Origin of the sequence: Sphingomonas sp. PP-F2F-A104-K0414 (genome assembly GCF_004340945.1) — a bacterium.
GTDB lineage: Bacteria > Pseudomonadota > Alphaproteobacteria > Sphingomonadales > Sphingomonadaceae > Sphingomonas.
The window spans coordinates 720,819-733,976 of sequence record NZ_SLYD01000001.1 but is presented as its reverse complement, the minus strand read 5'-3'; the positions used below and the strand labels follow the sequence as shown (position 1 = coordinate 733,976).

The window sequence follows — 13,158 nt, the reverse complement described above, 5'->3', positions numbered from 1 at the left end:
CGGTTCGCTTCGTTAGTGATCGCACCCTATCCATGGGTCCCGGCGTGCGCCGGGATGACGGAAGGTGGGGGGCGGGAAGCGGAGGCAGACGCAGACGCGAATGCGGTTGCGGATGCGCGTTAGTTTCGTCGGGCGATCGCTTGCGATAGCGCCACCACGGCTGCCTCCGCCACCACACCGCCAGCATTCCCCGACGCCATGATCGCGCGCTCGGCGGTCCGGACGCGCTGGATCGCGGTGGCGAGCATTACCGGTGACCAGCGGCGCAAGGACCTAGCCGTGCTGGCCTCTTCCTTGAAGAACACCCTGTGGCGTTTCATGACCGCGTCGACCGCTTCGCCGCGGTCGATTTCGCCGCGCATGTCGGCGAGCGCGATCAGGCGGCGGACGAGTTGGCGGAGCCACGGGATCGGCGACGTGCCGGCTTCTTCGAGCACGGCGAGTTCGGCGCCGAGATCGTCGACCCGGCCTTCGATCACCGCATCGATCGCGCGGCTCATTTCCGCATCGCCGAGGTCTGCGCCGACGGCATCGAGTGCGTGGTGATCGAGGTCCGTCGGGCGATCGGGGGCGGCGTCGAGGTATAGTGCGAGCTTCTCGATTTCTCGCGAAATGACGGCGCGGTCGCCGCCGGTCGTATCGACGAGGCGGCGGGCGACTCCGGGGGCGGGGCGGAGGCCGTTCTCGTTGGCGATCGTCGTCGCGAGGCGTTCGGCGTCCTGCGCGGTTGGGGCGTAGCAGGCGAACGCCATCGCGCGCGGCGAGTCGATCGCGAGCTTGACGATCTTGGCGGTGGATTTGACGGTCGGGGCGATCGCGACGACCGGGTTGCCGACGCGTTCGGCTGCGAGGAGGTTGGTGAAGGCTTCGAGGCTTTCCTCGCCGGCCGACGCGACGCGGACGAACCTTGCGCCGGCGAACAACGATAGCGAGGCGGCTTCGTCGGTCAGCCGGCCGGGGTCGCTTTTCAGCGTCGAGCCGTCGAGATCGACGCGCTCGGCATCCGCGCCCATCGCCTTGGCGAGCACGCGGGCGAGGTCGCTCGCGCCGGCCTCGTCGGGGCCGTGGAGCAGGTATAGGCGAATGTCGCCGCCCGGTTTGGCCAGCGCACCACGGATCTGGCCGGCGCTGGCCTTCACTTGGCGGGCGTAGTGGCCTGCGCCGCGGCGACCGCAGGCGTATTGCGCGCATACAGCGCAACGCGGGCGACGATCTGGTCGGCGACGATCTGCGACAGGCGTTCGAGCGCGGTGTTCTCCGCCGCAATCGTCGCATATTCGGAGCGGACGACGTCGATGCCGGCATCGGAGCCGGCGGTCGCGTCGAGCAGCACCGAATTGTCGCCGATCCGCACGAGCTGATAACGCGCGCGCAACGTGCGGCGTTCGCGCGAGACGCTGTCGTCGGTGCGGACGCCGAGACCGCTGATCGAATCGTCGAGGCGGATGTCGATCCGGTAGAGTGCGGGTGCGCCGTTCGACGGCAGGCGATCGCGCAGCGCGGTGGCCATCAGCCAGCCGTTCTTGCCCGCGATCGGCGCGATCTCGACCTGGCCGAGCGCGCCCGCGACCGGACCACTGCTGCCGCCAGCATAGAGCGGATGCAGGCCGCAGCCGGACAGTGCGGGGGCCAGCGCGAGCGCGCCGAGGATCGCTAGGCGCTTCATGCGACGATGTTCACGAGACGGTCGGGCACGACGATCACTTTCCGGGGCGGCTTGCCCTCGAGCAGGCGGACGATCTTCTCGGAGGCGAGCGCGGCGGCCTCGACCTCGTCCTTTGGTGCGCCCTTGGGGAAGACGAGCGTGTCGCGCAGCTTGCCGTTGACCTGCACCGCGATCGTGACCTCGTCGTCGACCAGCATGGCCGGATCGACGATCGGCCAGGCGGCGTCGGCTATCAGGCCGTCGTTTCCGGCGGTCGCCCAGGCTTCCTCGGCGACGTGCGGGACCATCGGGCTGACGAGCAGCAGCAGCGTGCGGATCGCCTGTTCGCGGTCTGCGGAAGGCGCTGCCTTCTCGATCGCGCTGCACAGGGAATAGAGTCGCGCGACCGCCTTGTTGAACTGCAAGGCGTTGATATCGTTCTCGATACCGACGGTCGTGCGGTGGCAGAGTTTACGCAGGGCGATGTCGTCGCCCTCGGCTTTGGCGGCGTCGTCGGACTCGATCAGGCGCCAGAGACGCTGGACGAACCGCCACGCGCCTTCGATGCCGGATTCGCTCCAGGGGAGATCGCGCTCGGGGGGCGAGTCGGAGAGCACGAACCAGCGCACCGCGTCGGCGCCGTACTGGTCGACGATCGGTTCGGGATCGACGGTGTTCTTTTTCGATTTCGACATCTTCGTCACGCGACCGACCGTCACGGGGCCGCCGGTCGCGATCTCGATATACCCCGCATCGGTCTTGCGGACCTCGTCGGGAGACAGCCACTTCGTCTTCACCGGCGCGTCGCTCGAATCGTCGTCGTCCGTATCGGCCTCCGCCTGCGCGTCGCCGGCGTCGCCTCGGCTATACGTCTCGTGCGTGACCATGCCTTGCGTGAACAGCCCGGCGAACGGCTCGGCGATGTCGAGCATGCCGATATGCTTCAGCGCGCGCGTCCAGAAGCGGGCATAGAGCAAGTGAAGGATCGCGTGCTCGACGCCGCCGATATACTGGTTGACCGGCAGCCACTTCTCCGCGCCCGTCCGGTCGAACGGTTTCGCGTCCGGCTGGCTGGCGAAGCGGATGAAATACCACGACGAATCGACGAAGGTGTCGAGCGTATCGGTCTCGCGTCGCGCCTTGCTGCCGCAGGACGGGCAGGGGACGTGCTTCCAGGTCGGATGGCGATCGAGCGGGTTGCCGGGGATGTCGAAGCTGACGTCCTCGGGCAGGACGATCGGCAGCTGGTCCTTGGGCACCGGCACCGCGCCGCACGCGTCGCAGTGGATGATCGGGATCGGCGTGCCCCAATAGCGCTGACGGCTGACGCCCCAGTCGCGCAGGCGGAACACGGTCGTGCCCTTGCCCCAGCCTTCGCCCTCGGCGCGTTCGATCACGGTGCGCTTGGCGTCCTCGATGTCCATGCCGTCGAGGAAGTGCGAATTGACCAGATTGCCGGCGCCGGTCCAGGCGGTGTCGCCGACGAACACGGGGGCCTCGTCATCGCCTTCGCTGACGACGCGCTTGACGGGCAGGTCGTATTTGCGCGCGAAATCGAGATCGCGCTGGTCGTGCGCGGGCACGCCGAACACCGCGCCGGTGCCGTATTCCATCAGCACGAAGTTCGCGATGTAGACCGGGAGATGCAACGTCTTGTCGAGGGGATGCACCGCGCGGATGCCGGTATCGAAGCCGAGCTTTTCCTGCGTGTCGAGTTCGGCCGCGGTGGTGCCGCCACGCTTGCAGAGTTCGATGAAGGATGCGGCTTCGGGATTCGTCTCGGCAATGGCGCGCGCGATCGGATGATCGGCGGCGACCGCGACGAAGCTCGATCCGAACATCGTGTCGGGGCGGGTGGTGAAGACCTCGACGAATTCCTCCCCGGAACGGGGAGGGGGACCATCCGCAGGATGGGGGAGGGGGCTGTCAACGGGCGCTGCCGTATGTGGCGCGCCCCCTCCACCCCCGGCTTCGCCGGCGGTCCCCCTCCCCGTGCCGGGGAGGATTGCGAACTTGAACTGCAGGCCTTGGCTGCGGCCGATCCAGTTTTCCTGCATCAGCTTGACCTTGTCGGGCCAGTGCTCGAGCGCGCCCAACCCGTCGACCAGTTCGTCGGCGAAGTCGGTGATCTTCAGGAACCACTGCGACAGCTTCCGCCGCTCGACCAGCGCGCCCGAGCGCCAGCCGCGACCGTCGATCACCTGCTCGTTGGCGAGCACGGTCATGTCGACCGGATCCCAGTTTACCGCGGATTCCTTGCGGTAGACTAAGCCCGCCGCGAACAGGTCGAGGAACAGCGCCTGTTCGTGGCCGTAATATGCAGGCTCGCACGTCGCCAGTTCGCGCGTCCAGTCGAGCGCGAAGCCCAGGCGCTTCAGCTGCGCTTTCATCGTCGCGATGTTGGCGCGCGTCCAGTTGCCCGGATGGACGCCCTTTTCCATCGCCGCGTTCTCCGCGGGCATGCCGAACGCGTCCCAGCCCATCGGATGGAGCACTTCCATGCCCTTCATCCGACGGAACCGCGCGAGCACGTCGCCCATCGTGTAGTTCCGGACATGTCCCATGTGGATGCGCCCCGACGGATAGGGGAACATCTCGAGCACGTACGAGCGCGGCTTGGTCGACAGGTCGTCCGCGGCGAACGTCTTGCGCTCGTCCCAGACCTTCTGCCACGCCGCGTCCGCCTTCAACGCATTGAAACGCGACGCCATTATATCAGTCCTCAGCCCGCGATCGAGGCGCGGCGCAGGTCGCGGGCCTTGGTCAGGATGATGTCCTCGAGCTTCTGCGTGGTCGCGGCCTGGACCGGCGACGAGACCCACTGGCCGTTGCGGTTGACTTCGCGGAGGGCGGCAACGCGCAGCGCATCGGCGCGCAGATCCTGGTCGAGGATCGAGACGGTCACCTTCATGCGCTCGGTCGGGGTCTGCGGGTTGATGTACCAGTCGGTGACGATCACGCCGCCATTGGAGTCGGTCTGGAGCAACGGCATGAAGCCAAGCGTGTCGAGGCTCGCGCGCCACAGGTAGCTGTTGACGCCGATCGTCGTGATCTTCGATGCGGCGAGATCCGCCTTGGGACGCGCCGAACCGCCGCCGCACGCGACGAGAGGCAGGGCAAACAGCACGACTGCGATACGCGAGCGGCGGAACATGGGCATCATCCTGGCAAGAAAATCAGCCCTTGCTCTACAGGCGTGCCCGCGCGCCCGCAAGCAGACGCCCGCATGCGTGAGAGGCGGGGCGTCGATCGGCCGATCCCCCTCTCGATATGCCCGTTTCGGTAGCGCTAACGCGGCGACATGTGTGCTGATTGCAACACTGTCCGACAATTCGGCGACGAAGGGTGGGAATGCGCGGTTCTGCGGCCTTTGCTGTGGATCAATTCATGTTAGATGCTGTTTAACAGGATCCGATTACGGGATTCGAAGGACAGATTCGTTGTGATGACGCGTGGGGGAATTTTCGGGGTGGTTGCCGGGGCGCTTGTCGCCACCGCCTCAATCGTCGCGCCCGCCTTCGGCGCCAGCGAACAGCCCGCCCGGATCGCCAAGCATAACGTCGCCGCGGTTCGCGGCATCGGATCGTTCACGCCAGCCGCCGCCGACCCCCGCCTTGCCGCGATGTTCGCGCGTGGTGGTTTCGATGCGGGCAGCTTCCGGTTTACGCCTGCCGAGACGCGCCAGGATAATCGCGCGGTGACCGTCGCTGTCCGTGCGCAGACCAACCGCGGTATTGCCAACACGGCCAGCCTCGCGTCGACCACGCCGACCGTCGGTATCGCGCCGATTGCGTATAACCTCGGCATGTCGGTCGGCTGGAAACGGTTCGCGATCTCGGGTGACGTGAACAAGCTCGATCTCGGCGGTCTGCCGGGTAGTCGCGAAGCCGCCGATCTGGCGGTAAGCTACAGCGCCAAGCGGTTCAGCGGCACGGTAAAGGCGGCGGCGGATCGTCCGTTGGCGAATGCACCGCGACTCGTCGAGGAAGCGCCGAGTTACTCGGTCGATCTAGGCGGGTCGTACGCGCTGACCCGGAGCCTCGCGGTCACCGCCGGCGTGCGTTACCGTTCGGACCGCGAGCGCTTCGTAAAGGTCGACGACGATCGCCGCGATAGCCAAGCCGTGTATCTGGGCACTGCCTTCCGCTTCTAAGGTTTGGCAGGCTTTGCCGTGGTTGCGGCGTAAACCTGCTTACTCGTTCTCAACCATCGTCGCCTCTGGCATCTCTGCCTCTCCCGTTGGGAGAGGGAACGGGGCCGCGGCCGCTTGGTCGTAGGAATGATGAGGCTGATCTGAACCCAGACGATTCGAAGCACCTTCCACAATTCGTCACCCTAGCGAACGCTAGGGTCTCTCTCGAAACAGATGACGCTAGCCTCAGGGACGAGATCCCAGCTTTCGCTGGGATGACGGGGTGGGGGGGTGTCTTGCCCCAATAGCGGGAGCGCGCAGGACTAGCGGAGCCACGCATCGATTGCAGCCCAGCCGTGAAACCCGAATCGCTGGATCCGCCGGCACCGCAGCGCGTCCATTCCACCCAACGCGATCACCGGTACTCCAACCCCACGGGCGATCCGCATCGCCCGCGCCGGACCCAGCCCAGCCGCCTCTGCGTGCGACCGCGTGGCATAGACCGGCGACACGAACAGCGCGTCCGCCTTGGCGCGCTGCCCGGCGAGCGCTTCGGCACGCGTATGCGCCGGCCAGGTCCTGATGCCGCGCGTCCTAGCCCGACCATGCACGCCGTCCGCCTGCATCGAAGACACCCCCGCGACCACGACGATCAACCGCCGCGCCTGCGCGAGTCGCCGGACTCGCAACAGCAACGCACGTCGCTCGGCCGCAGGCGTGGCATAATGCCGAAACACCACGCCCGCGCCCGGCGGCAATCGTCTCAGTGCCGGCCATAAAGCGTCGCCCATCCGCTCGTCGGTCATCAGCCAGCGTGAGGGAATGGGGTTACGGCGGGCCACGCCGCTGCCTATAGCGCGCGGCATGATAGCTGACGACACCACGCCGCTCGCATCCATCCGCACCCGGATCGCCAAGGCCGCCGAGATTGCCGATTGCCGGATCACAGACGTGACATTGATCGCGGTCTCCAAGACGCATCCGGTCGAGGCAATCGAACCGCTGCTCGTCGAAGGCCAGCGCGTGTTCGGCGAGAACCGTGTGCAGGAAGCCTCTGAGAAATGGCCAGCGTTGCGCGAGAAGTATCCCGACGTCGAACTGCACCTGATCGGCCAGCTTCAGTCGAACAAGGCCGCCGAAGCCGTGGCGCTGTTCGATTGCATCCATGCGGTCGATCGTCCGTCGCTGGTCAGCGCGCTGGGGAAGGCGATGGAGGCAAGCGATCGTCGGCCGGACTGTTTCCTCCAGGTCAACATCGGCGACGAGCCGCAAAAGGGTGGCTGCGCGATTGCTGACCTGCCGGCGCTGGTGGAGCAGGCGCGCGCTGCCGGCTTGCCGATCGCGGGGCTAATGTGTCTGCCGCCCGCCGATATCGAGCCGGCGCCGTATTTCGCGTTGCTTGCCAAACTCGCGCGCGATCACGGGCTGACCGGCCTTAGCATGGGCATGTCCGACGACTTCGAGACCGCGGTGACGATCGGCGCGACTCACGTCCGGATCGGCAGCGCGCTGTTCGGCGCTCGGGGGACGGGCGCATGAGCATTGCGGTCCGGTTCGACGCACTGCTGTTCGACTTCGACGGCGTGCTGATCGACAGCGAAGCGGTCGGAAACCGCCACATTGCGGAGTGGCTGACCGCCGCTGGGCACCCAACGACTCCCGACGAGTCGATGGCGAACTTTATGGGGCTTGCCGGCCCGCAGTTCATCGATGCGATCGAGCGCTGGATCGACCGGCCGCTCCCCGACGATTTCTACGCCGCGCGCAAAGCCGAAGATGCGCGCGTGATGGCGACAGGTGTCGACGCGATCGAGGGCGCGGTGTCGTTCGTCCGGTCGCTCCCCGCCGATCTACCCAAGGCGATCGTCTCGTCGAGCCCAGTTAGCTGGATCGCGAGGCACCTTGAGCATATCGGCCTGCGCGATGCGTTCGGAGACCACCTCTACAGCGGCCGCGAGCACGTGACGAACGGCAAGCCTGCGCCCGACCTCTACCTGTTCGGCGCACGGCAACTCGACGTGGATATCACGCGGACGGCGATCCTCGAAGACTCGCCGGTGGGTGCGACCGGCGCGGTGGCGTCGGGGGGCTATGTCATCGGTCTGTCGGCGGGATCGCACTGTAATGCGGAGCACGGCGCGCGGCTGAAGGCTATCGGCGTCGATGCCCTGGCGGAGAGCTTCGACGACGTTGCGCGGTTGCTAGGATAAACTAGATCCCGGTTCTTAAAGTCAAGGACAAGCCAGCCGGTATCCCGTTCCGATGATTACACCTCCCCGGCGAAGGCCGGGGTCCAGTGGCGGAACGGGAATAACGGCGAACGGACCTTCGTTACATCGGCCTTCCCAACTGGACCCCGGCCTTCGCCGGGGAGGTGCTCGCTCGAGGGATACGCAAACTCAACGCGTCCGCAGCGACCGCTAGCCCCGCCCCCGACGCCAGATCGCGCCGATCCCCGCGACCAAGTCATACGGGATCGCCGCCGCCTCTCGCGTCCGCATCTTGAGCTGGTACCGCCGACTCCCGCCATGCGGCACGTGGATCACGCTCGCGGACATGCCGAGCATCGCGAACAGCATGCGGATGCGCGGCTGGTGATAGCCGTCGGTGCAGATCATGCACTGCGCATACGCGCCGGCGCGGGCGAAAGCCGTCGCCGCGACCACGCTCTGCAGCGTATCCACGCTCGCCTCGTCGAGATAGATCCGCGACCGGTCGACCGTCTCCGCCAGCATTTCCGCCATTACCGAAGCCTCGGACGGCCCATGCGTGCCCTTCGCGCCCGAGCAGAACAGGTCTGCATCTACATACCGCGCCGCCGCCGCTGCCGCGAACGCGATCCGCCGCGCAAGCGTCGGGCTCGGACTGCCATCGGGACGAACGGCTGCACCGAACACCACGATCAAACGGCGTGAGGGAGGAATCTCGGTCAGAACTGATGCCCCGTACGATCGCGCTTGGTCGCGAGATACCGCGCGTTGTGCGGGTTTGCCGGCAGGAAATGCGGCACGCGCTCGATCACCGTTACGCCCGCCGCTTCAAGCCCAGCCACCTTCGCCGGGTTGTTCGTCAGCAACCGAATGTCGCGCTGCCCGAGCAGAGTCAGCATTCGCGCCGCCACCCCGAAATCGCGCGCATCGACCGCGAACCCAAGCCGCGTGTTCGCGTCGACCGTGTCATATCCCTGGTCCTGCAACGCGTAAGCGCGAAGCTTGTTGACCAGCCCGATCCCGCGCCCTTCCTGCCGCAGATACAGCAGGATACCCCAGCCACTATCCCGGATCGCGTGGATCGCGGCGTGCAGTTGTGGCCCGCAATCGCATTTGAGGCTGCCCAGCACATCGCCCGTCAGGCATTCGCTATGCAGCCGGACCAGCGGCGGCTGGCCGTTGGGCTGGCCGATCAGCAGCGCGATATGCTCGTCCGCACTCTCCGGCGAGCGGAACGCGACGATCTCCGCATCCTCCGCGCCCGCGACCGGGAGGCGCGCGCGGGCCGCGAGCGTCAGTCGTGTCGCGTCCTCGTGCGCTTCTATGTCCGCGCGCGTGATCCGAACCTCGGGCTCGCCGGTGCCGAGGAAGAAAGCGGGTAACAACCCGGCAATCCGCGCGAGCCGCAACGCCGCCGCCGCCGCGTCTGGATCGGTCAGCGCGACCGTCTGGAACGGCCCCTTCATGGGAGTCGCCAGATCGAATTGCGGATCCGCCAACGCGGTCGCGGCGGCGAAATCGATCCACGGCGCCCGATCGACCAGCACCGGCTCGGTCGGATCGGCGGCGGCCAGTTGGTTTGCGAGCTTCAGCGTCGCAGCTCGCCCCGACGAGATCAGCACGCCGCCATTTCCTTCCGGATCGAACGCGGCCAACCGGTCCGCATCCGCCGTTTCAACCGCCAGCAGCACCAGCCTGTCGATCGCGATCGGCCAACCGCGCCGGAGCGCATCGACCGCGCGGGCGGCGGCGCGCGGATCACTCAAAACGCGAACTCGGTCATGATCGGGACGTGATCGGACGGTTTCAGCCAGCTCCGGCAGCGTTCGTAGACGTGGTGCGACACCGCCGCCTCGGCAGCGGTACCCGTCGCCCACATGTGATCGAGTCGCCGACCGCGATCCGATGCTTCCCAATCCTTCGCGCGGTAGCTCCACCATGTGAACAACCGCGCGGGGGCGGGATGAAAGCGGCGGCCGAGATCGACCCAGTCGCCCGCCGCCTGCAACTTGCCGAGCGCTTCGACCTCCACGGGTGTGTGGCTGACGACGTCGAGCAACTGCTTGTGGCTCCAGACGTCCGATTCGAGCGGGGCGATGTTGAAGTCGCCGACCAGGATGGTCGGGCCTGGCAGCGTTTCGGACCAGGTCGTCATGCGCTCGATGAAATCGAGCTTCTGGCCGAATTTCGGGTTCACGTCGCGATCAGGCACGTCGCCGCCGGCGGGGACGTAAACGTTTTCGAGCCGCACGCCGTTTTCCAGCCGGACGCCGATATGGCGCGCCTCGCTGTTCGCCTGCCAGTCGAAGCGGTCGTCCTCGACGATCGGGACCCGGCTCAGGATCGCGACACCGTGGTGCATGCGCTGGCCGTGCAGGACGATATGCTCGTAACCAAGCGCGCGGAACGCCGCCAACGGGAAGTCGCCGTCGATGACCTTGGTCTCCTGCAGGCACAGGATGTCGGGCTGCTCGTCGCGCAGAAACTGTTCGACGATGGCGATCCGGAAACGGACCGAGTTGATGTTCCAGGAGACGATCTTCACGGCCGCGATGTAGCGTTGCAGGGGGGTGGGGACAAGGAAGCGTCTGGGGCTTTAGAAGAAGGGAGAAGGCGCCATCGGCAAAGCCGCTGTCGTCGACCGGGCCCTGAGAAGAGTGGGGCCCGTCGGCTGCGCTTGGGCGAGTCAGGCAAATCTTTTTGCCTGCCGCTCTACGCGAAAGACCCTCGCTCCGGGGGCATGGAGCGAGGGCCAACTCAGCGTTCGTCACGCAGGCAGACTGTGGGGAAACCATCCGGGCAACAGGGGGAAAAATCCCGAATGCCTCACATCCGCGAGCCACTCATTAGGGCGCGAAACCTGTCGCTGGCATGAATGACCAGAAAGTTTTGTTACTTTCTTCCACCCACGGTGCGTGGGTCGTTCCAGCGGAAGGTGTTGTCGCTGACGGCCACGCCGAATTTCTGGTTGGTCAGGCGGATCGTTGTCCGGTTGTTCTGGCTGTCGAGCGCGGCCCAACCCTGCAGCATCAGTCCGCCCGGCGCGCCCGCGTTGCGCACGAACACCAGCGTGATCCGGCCATATTCGGGGTGCTTCGGATCGTTCGCCTCGACCGACACAATCCGCTGGTCATAGCCGGGGACGAGCTTGGCATAGCGGGTGATGTCACGGGTCGGATCGAGCAGCACGCCCAACGGCGAATTCTTGATCGGCCAACGCTGCACCTGCTTCACCGAATAATCGATGAAGGTCAGCGCGCCGCCCTCCGCGACGATCAGGATGGGCACGCCCTTCTCGTACTGGAAGCGCAGCTTGCCGGGCTTTTTCAGCGTCAGCACGCCGGTCAGGACCTTGCCGTTGCGATCCGCCTGCGAGAAACTGGCGGTCATCGTCTCGACGGACTGCAGATGCTTCTGCACCGCGGCCAGATCGCCGGTAGCCTGCGCGGCGATTGGCGCGGGTATGGCGGCAACCGAGAGAGCGGCGATCGTCGCGATCACCGCGGGGCGGGAATTGAACATCATAATCTCCTTGGAACGCGGACGATTGCCCGCCCGCGCTTGAACCGCCACTGAATTCGATCTGCGGCCACCACACAACCGCATCCGTCATCCTGACGAAAGTCAGGACCCAGGATCAAGCAGGGCAGCGGGTGTTACTCGGGATCCTGACTTTCGTCAGGATGACGGGGGCGGAGGGCCCGCGGCATGTAAAGTCGATCGTCCGTTACAGCGTGATCGCAGCCTTCATTCCGAGCACGCCGACGTCGTTCGCGTCATGCACCCCGCCAGGATTGTGGATGAACTGCACGTTCGGCCGCAATTCGAGCCACCGCGTCGGGTGGACGCTGTAGTAGATTTCCGACGCATACTCCGCATCCTGCACGGCGGGCCGCGTCGGATCGAGTTCCTGGCCCTTCGCCACGCGTCCGTTGACGTTGGTCCGCGCCACGCCGAAGCCAAGGATATCGCCCGGCCGCCACGGCACCAGCCCCTTGTAGAACAGCCCGGCGGCGATCTGGTTGTCGGTGGTCGAGGTGGCACGATCGGCCTGCGTCGCGTTGAGGAACACGCTAAGCCCGGTGACGGACTTGCCGTCCTTCGAGGTACCGGTGACCTGTTGCTGGATGTTGAAATACACCCCGTAGCGCGCGCTGCGGCGGAGCGGTTCGAGCCCGGTGATCGCGATCGGCCGGCGGTTCAGATCGTAGAACACGTCGTCGCCGTTCGACGTGTTGACCCAGCCGCCGACCTTGTACGCGCCGACCCGGCCGTCATCATCGCCGCGCCGCCATTCGGCCTCGACCGGAATCAGCGCGCCGGTCGCGCCGTGGAACCGGCCGATCACGAAGTCCTTTTCGAGATTACGCGGGTTCACCTCGTAGGCGGCGGTCTTAAGCGTGAGATGGTCGTTGACGTCGTAGCGCAGCCGCGCACCCCATTGCCCGACCGGCCAGTTCTGCCAGTAATCGCCGACCAGGTTGCCCGGCTGCGCACCGCAAAAGCTGAGGTTCTGGAAATAGCACGAGAAGACCGCGAAATCCTCGCCGGGGTTGGTCCGGCCAATCTTCAGTTCGAGCTTTTCGCCAAGCGTCTGCTCGTACCAGAATTGCGTCAGGCGCAGCGTCTGGCCGCGGCCGTAAACCTCCTGCACCTGTTGCAGCACGCCCAGATTGGCGTCCGCGCCGAGATCGCGACCGCGGCGATAGGTGAGGGTGGCCTGGAACGCGCCGCCCTTGAGCCCGACGATCTTGTCGAGATCGAGCAATACGCCAACGTCGAACTGCCCCGTCTCGCGCAACAGTTTCCGATCGCCGCCCGCGAAATTATACCCGCTTTCCGATGCATAGCGTGCGCTGACGCCGATTCCGCGATCAGCCAGCCGCTTGCGGATGTCGAACCAGTCGGCGAACAGGCCGGGGGGCGGCGTACGCTGCGTATCGGCAGTCAGCGCGGACGGCGACAGATCGCTGTCACGGCGGACACCCGAGCGGGGGCGGTGCTGCGTATCTGTGCTGGTACTGCCCGGAGTCTGCTTGGGGATATCCTGCGCCGAAACCTGCCCGGACACGGCAAGCGCCAATGCCCCCGCACACAACCGCCGATACCCCATCACGCTCACCTGTTTTTCGTAACTTATATCAGCTCCGTATACCGGCCGTCGGTGGTTC

At 66.1% G+C, this 13,158-nt stretch carries 13 protein-coding genes; 3 read left to right on the top strand and 10 right to left on the bottom strand.

Annotation, left to right across the window (positions count from 1 at the left end; translation table 11 throughout):
- Window positions 1-119: 119 nt before the first annotated feature.
- From holA to C8J46_RS03160, 4 genes are read right to left on the bottom strand one after another with little or no spacing between them, the layout of a single operon-like run.
- Entirely contained in the window at window positions 120-1,139 is a 1,020-nt protein-coding gene (gene holA, locus C8J46_RS03175; protein ID WP_132734921.1) for a DNA polymerase III subunit delta, read from the bottom strand.
- Window positions 1,136-1,666 carry an LPS assembly lipoprotein LptE gene (gene lptE / locus C8J46_RS03170; protein WP_132734919.1) on the bottom strand — a complete coding sequence of 177 codons (531 nt, stop codon included), beginning with the start codon at window positions 1,664-1,666 and terminating at the stop codon, window positions 1,136-1,138. Before lptE ends, holA begins: the two co-directional genes overlap by 4 nt.
- The gene (leuS, locus tag C8J46_RS03165) at window positions 1,663-4,356 is read right to left on the bottom strand and encodes a leucine--tRNA ligase (RefSeq protein WP_132734917.1); all 2,694 of its coding nucleotides are present in this window, start codon (window positions 4,354-4,356) and stop codon (window positions 1,663-1,665) included. Before leuS ends, lptE begins: the two co-directional genes overlap by 4 nt.
- An 11-nt stretch (window positions 4,357-4,367) precedes the next feature.
- The gene (locus tag C8J46_RS03160) at window positions 4,368-4,799 is read right to left on the bottom strand and encodes a DUF3576 domain-containing protein (protein WP_056053843.1); all 432 of its coding nucleotides are present in this window, start codon (window positions 4,797-4,799) and stop codon (window positions 4,368-4,370) included.
- Between the two features lie 291 nt (window positions 4,800-5,090).
- Between C8J46_RS03160 and C8J46_RS03155 the strand changes: the two genes are divergently transcribed.
- Window positions 5,091-5,798, top strand: coding sequence for a hypothetical protein (locus C8J46_RS03155; RefSeq protein WP_207894072.1), 708 nt, complete (start codon window positions 5,091-5,093; stop codon window positions 5,796-5,798).
- A 302-nt stretch (window positions 5,799-6,100) separates the two neighbouring features.
- On the opposite strand, the gene C8J46_RS03150 is transcribed toward C8J46_RS03155, so the two are convergent.
- Window positions 6,101-6,643 carry a thiamine phosphate synthase gene (locus C8J46_RS03150; RefSeq protein ID WP_243643192.1) on the bottom strand — a complete coding sequence of 181 codons (543 nt, stop codon included), beginning with the start codon at window positions 6,641-6,643 and terminating at the stop codon, window positions 6,101-6,103.
- On the opposite strand from C8J46_RS03150, the gene C8J46_RS03145 reads away from it, so the two are divergent.
- Both C8J46_RS03145 and C8J46_RS03140 read left to right on the top strand, forming a co-directional pair.
- Window positions 6,642-7,316: a YggS family pyridoxal phosphate-dependent enzyme gene (locus tag C8J46_RS03145; protein WP_132734915.1), complete on the top strand. Its 675-nt coding sequence runs from the start codon at window positions 6,642-6,644 to the stop codon at window positions 7,314-7,316. The two genes, C8J46_RS03150 and C8J46_RS03145, sit on opposite strands and share 2 nt — an antisense overlap.
- Window positions 7,313-7,987, top strand: a complete 675-nt coding sequence (locus C8J46_RS03140) for an HAD family phosphatase (RefSeq protein ID WP_132734913.1) — start codon at window positions 7,313-7,315, stop codon at window positions 7,985-7,987. The genes C8J46_RS03145 and C8J46_RS03140 overlap by 4 nt, the downstream gene beginning before the upstream one ends.
- 210 nt (window positions 7,988-8,197) lie before the next feature.
- Here the strand turns inward: C8J46_RS03140 and C8J46_RS03135 are convergent, their stop codons facing one another.
- The 5 genes from C8J46_RS03135 to C8J46_RS03115 form a co-directional block, all read right to left on the bottom strand.
- Window positions 8,198-8,674 (bottom strand): YdcF family protein, encoded by a 477-nt coding sequence (locus C8J46_RS03135; RefSeq protein ID WP_165886439.1) that lies wholly within the window; start codon window positions 8,672-8,674, stop codon window positions 8,198-8,200.
- Between the two features lie 32 nt (window positions 8,675-8,706).
- A complete protein-coding gene (ribA, locus tag C8J46_RS03130) occupies window positions 8,707-9,753 on the bottom strand; it encodes a GTP cyclohydrolase II (RefSeq protein WP_132734909.1) in 1,047 nt (348 codons plus the stop codon).
- A complete protein-coding gene (locus C8J46_RS03125) occupies window positions 9,750-10,532 on the bottom strand; it encodes an exodeoxyribonuclease III (RefSeq protein WP_132734907.1) in 783 nt (260 codons plus the stop codon). Before C8J46_RS03125 ends, ribA begins: the two co-directional genes overlap by 4 nt.
- 347 nt (window positions 10,533-10,879) lie before the next feature.
- Window positions 10,880-11,509, bottom strand: coding sequence for an outer membrane lipoprotein carrier protein LolA (locus tag C8J46_RS03120; protein ID WP_132734905.1), 630 nt, complete (start codon window positions 11,507-11,509; stop codon window positions 10,880-10,882).
- Between the two features lie 205 nt (window positions 11,510-11,714).
- Window positions 11,715-13,100 (bottom strand): carbohydrate porin, encoded by a 1,386-nt coding sequence (locus C8J46_RS03115; RefSeq protein WP_132735350.1) that lies wholly within the window; start codon window positions 13,098-13,100, stop codon window positions 11,715-11,717.
- Between the last annotated feature and the right edge of the window lie 58 nt (window positions 13,101-13,158).

What these genes read in the sequence shown, in the direction of transcription:
- lptE (WP_132734919.1), bottom strand. Translation starts at nt 1,666, where the DNA reads ATGAAGCGCCTAGCGATCCTCGGCGCGCTCGCGCTGGCCCCCGCACTG.
- leuS (WP_132734917.1), bottom strand. Translation starts at nt 4,356, where the DNA reads ATGGCGTCGCGTTTCAATGCGTTGAAGGCGGACGCGGCGTGGCAGAAG.
- C8J46_RS03160 (WP_056053843.1), bottom strand. Translation starts at nt 4,799, where the DNA reads ATGTTCCGCCGCTCGCGTATCGCAGTCGTGCTGTTTGCCCTGCCTCTC.
- C8J46_RS03155 (WP_207894072.1), top strand. Translation starts at nt 5,091, where the DNA reads ATGACGCGTGGGGGAATTTTCGGGGTGGTTGCCGGGGCGCTTGTCGCC.
- C8J46_RS03145 (WP_132734915.1), top strand. Translation starts at nt 6,642, where the DNA reads ATGATAGCTGACGACACCACGCCGCTCGCATCCATCCGCACCCGGATC.
- C8J46_RS03150 (WP_243643192.1), bottom strand. Translation starts at nt 6,643, where the DNA reads ATGCCGCGCGCTATAGGCAGCGGCGTGGCCCGCCGTAACCCCATTCCC.
- C8J46_RS03140 (WP_132734913.1), top strand. Translation starts at nt 7,313, where the DNA reads ATGAGCATTGCGGTCCGGTTCGACGCACTGCTGTTCGACTTCGACGGC.
- C8J46_RS03120 (WP_132734905.1), bottom strand. Translation starts at nt 11,509, where the DNA reads ATGTTCAATTCCCGCCCCGCGGTGATCGCGACGATCGCCGCTCTCTCG.
- C8J46_RS03115 (WP_132735350.1), bottom strand. Translation starts at nt 13,100, where the DNA reads ATGGGGTATCGGCGGTTGTGTGCGGGGGCATTGGCGCTTGCCGTGTCC.